Annotated in this window: 2 protein-coding genes; both read right to left on the bottom strand. The window is 74.3% G+C overall.

The window, feature by feature from the left end:
- Window positions 1-130 precede the first annotated feature (130 nt).
- Entirely contained in the window at window positions 131-1225 is a 1095-nt protein-coding gene (gene mltG, locus Q0112_RS08515) for an endolytic transglycosylase MltG (RefSeq protein ID WP_297973934.1), read from the bottom strand.
- A gap of 22 nt (window positions 1226-1247) precedes the next feature.
- Window positions 1248-2102 (bottom strand): beta-ketoacyl-ACP synthase II (locus tag Q0112_RS08520; protein ID WP_297973937.1); only part of this gene is annotated, 855 nt, incomplete at its 5' end.

A 2102-nucleotide genomic window follows, 5' to 3' on the forward strand; every position in this document is an offset into this window, starting at 1 on the left:
TGCGGGCTCCCCGAGGCCGGCGCTCCCCCCGGCCGCAGCGTATATACAACGTCTATACGAAAAAATTCCGCAACGAATCCCGTCCCTTACCGGGTGGGCACGCGCGCGCGCCGTGCGCCCCCCGGGCGCGTCACGGCTCCGGCACCCGCGGCATCGGCCGCTCGACCTGCCCCGGCGTCCCCTCGACCTCGGCCGGCGCCCGCTCCGCCGCCGCGGCGGCCTCCTCGGCCGCCCGCGCCTCGGCGGCCCGCTGCGCCTCGATCCGCCGCCAGGCGGCGACGTTGCGGTTGTGCTCCTCGAGCGTCGCCGCGAAGGCGTGCCCGCCGGTCCCGTCCGCCACGAAGTAGAGCTCCTCCCCCGCCGCCGGATGCGCCGCCGCCTCGATCGCCGCCGCCCCCGGGTTGGCGATCGGCCCCGGGGGCAGTCCGGCGCGGGCATAGGTGTTGTAGGGCGTCGCCGCCGCCAGCTCGCTGGCGCGGAGCCCGCGCCCGAGCACGCCCTCGCCCCGGGTGATGCCGTAGATCACCGTCGGGTCGGTCTGCAGCCGCATCCCCCGTTCCAGCCGGTTGACGAAGACCCGCGCCACCCGTGCCCGCTCCTCGGCGACGCCGGTCTCCTTCTCCACGATCGAGGCCAGCGTCAGCAGCTCCTCGGGCGAGGCGAGCGGCAGGTCCGGCGCCCGCCCGGCCCAGGCCGCGGCGAGGATTTCCTGCTGCCGCGCCTCCATCCGCGCGATCAGCGCATTGCGGTCCTCGCCGCGCTGGAAGTCGTAGCCCGCCGGCGCCAGCGTCCCCTCCGCCGGCACCTCCGCCACCTCGCCGGCCAGCTCGGGCCGCCCCTTGAGCAGCTCGACCACCTGCCAGCTGGTCAGCCCCTCCGGCACCACCACCTGCCGCACCAGGTTGCCGCCCCGGTTCAGGAGCTCGAGGATCTCCCGCATCGAGGCCCCGGCCGGGATGCTGTAGTCGCCGAACCGGATCCCGGCATCGAGCTCGCCATAGCGCGCCGCGATGCGGAAGATCCCGGCGTTCGAGATCGCGCCCGCCTCGGCCAGCCGGTCCGCCACCCTGCCGAGCCCCTCGCCCCGCTCCACCTGGAACTCGAGCGGCGCCTGGAGCGGCCCCCTGCCGTTCACCTGCGACTTGACCCAGGTGACCACCCCGAAGAGCAGCACCAGCGCCAGGATCAGGAGCGTCAGCGCATTCGCCGCCACGTGCCGCATCATCGCCCGGACCCCTTCGGCGGGCTCACCGCACCCGGCGCAGCACCAGCGACGCGTTCGTGCCGCCGAAGCCGAAGGAGTTCGACAGCACCACGTCGATCTTCCGCGCCACCGCCTTCCCCGGCGCGAGGTCGAGCGGCGTCTCGACCGAGGGATTCTCGAGGTTGATCGTCGGCGGCGCCACCTGGTCGCGGATCGCCAGCACCCCGAAGATCGCCTCGACCGCCCCCGCCGCCCCGAGCAGATGCCCGGTCGCCGACTTGGTCGAGGACATCGTCACCCGCCCGGCGCTCTCCCCGAGCAGCCGCGTCACCGCCCCGAGCTCGATCTCGTCGCCGAGCGGCGTCGAGGTGCCATGCGCGTTCACATAGTCGATCGCCCCCGGCCCGATCCCCGCCCCCGCCAGCGCCGCCGCCATCGCGCGGTAGCCGCCGTCCCCGTCCGGCGCCGGCGAGGTGATGTGATAGGCGTCCCCCGACAGCCCGTAGCCCACCACCTCGGCATAGATCTTCGCCCCCCGGGCACGGGCATGCCCGAGCTCCTCGAGCACCACCACGCCCGCCCCCTCGCCCATGACGAACCCGTCCCGGTCGCGGTCATAGGGCCGGCTCGCCCGCTCCGGCGTGGCGTTGAACCCGGTCGACAGCGCCTTGCACGCCGCGAACCCGGCGATCCCGAGCTCGCAGATCGCCGCCTCGGCGCCGCCCGCCACCATCACGTCGGCGTCGCCGTGCTGGATCAGCCGCATCCCGTCGCCGATCGCATGCGCGCCCGTGGAGCAGGCCGTCACCACCGAATGGTTCGGCCCCTTGAAGCCGTAGCGGATCGAGACCTGCCCCGACCCGAGGTTGATCAGGCTCCCCGGGATGAAGAAGGGCGA

It is taken from the genome of uncultured Amaricoccus sp. (assembly GCF_937858865.1).
Classification (GTDB): Bacteria; Pseudomonadota; Alphaproteobacteria; order Rhodobacterales; family Rhodobacteraceae; genus Amaricoccus.

What these genes read in the sequence shown, in the direction of transcription:
- mltG (WP_297973934.1), bottom strand. Translation starts at nt 1,225, where the DNA reads ATGATGCGGCACGTGGCGGCGAATGCGCTGACGCTCCTGATCCTGGCG.